Annotated in this window: 2 pseudogenes; one reads left to right on the top strand and one right to left on the bottom strand. The window is 55.5% G+C overall.

Going from position 1 to position 816, the window contains the following annotated elements:
- Positions 1 to 101 precede the first annotated feature (101 nt).
- Positions 102 to 305 (bottom strand): annotated as a pseudogene (locus tag FCN80_RS27155) (IS110 family transposase); the annotation flags it as partial.
- 26 nt (positions 306 to 331) lie between these two features.
- Here FCN80_RS27155 and FCN80_RS26155 point away from each other — a divergent pair.
- A pseudogene (locus tag FCN80_RS26155) lies at positions 332 to 816 on the top strand (DDE-type integrase/transposase/recombinase); the annotation flags it as partial.

Raw genomic sequence — 816 nt, 5'->3', positions numbered from 1 at the left:
AATATTTTAATCTGGCGCGGCTTACGACGATTAAGCGAAATACAAACCGGATGGGAAATTGCTACCGGGAGATGTGGGTAGTTGTAAGCTTCGATGTACGTTTACCGCTCTTTGGCCAAGAGCGCCCACACAGTCCGAACATTCTTGTTAGCCAATGCTACCGAGGAAATTTTGTTATTCCGGCGCGCCATGAGCCGGTTAGCCCAGCTCGATACGGCATCCTGTTTATGTCTGGCCGACTGCAATACCGCCCTTGCACCATGGATAAGCAAGGTCCTCAAATAGGTATCACCTCGCTTGCTTATCCCGGTAGCTGTCAACTTCGTTGACAGCTACCGGTCTGCCGAGGGTGAACGCAAAACGGGTATGGCGTGTGATGCGTGATAACGGCTTGTTGTTGCAATCGAAACCCCACCCCGCACCGGATACCCGTCGTCACACGGGCCGGGTGGCGGTGGGCGAAAGTAATCGCCGCTGGAGCTCGGACGGTTTCGAGTTCCGCTGCGATAACGGAGAAAAGCTGCGGGTCACCTTCGCCATCGACTGTGGCGACCGGGAAGCATTGGACTGGGCTGCCAGCACCGGCGGTTATGAGAGCGATATGGTACAGGACGTTATGCAACGCTCAGTTGAACGCCGGTTCGGTCAAAAACCTGCCGACAGCGCCCATCGAATGGCTGACGGATAACGGTCCAGCCTATCGCGCCGGTGACACGCGGAAGTTCGCCAGGATGTCGCGGCTGGAGCCAAGAACGACCGCAATAAGAAGTCCGCAAAGTAACGGTGTTGCAGAAAGCTTCGTCAAGACGATGAAGC

Source organism: Martelella alba (assembly GCF_005217455.1).
Lineage (GTDB): Bacteria > Pseudomonadota > Gammaproteobacteria > Enterobacterales > Enterobacteriaceae > Acerihabitans.
The sequence above is the reverse complement of the archived record's forward strand: the minus strand, read 5'-3'. Positions and strand labels throughout refer to the sequence as shown.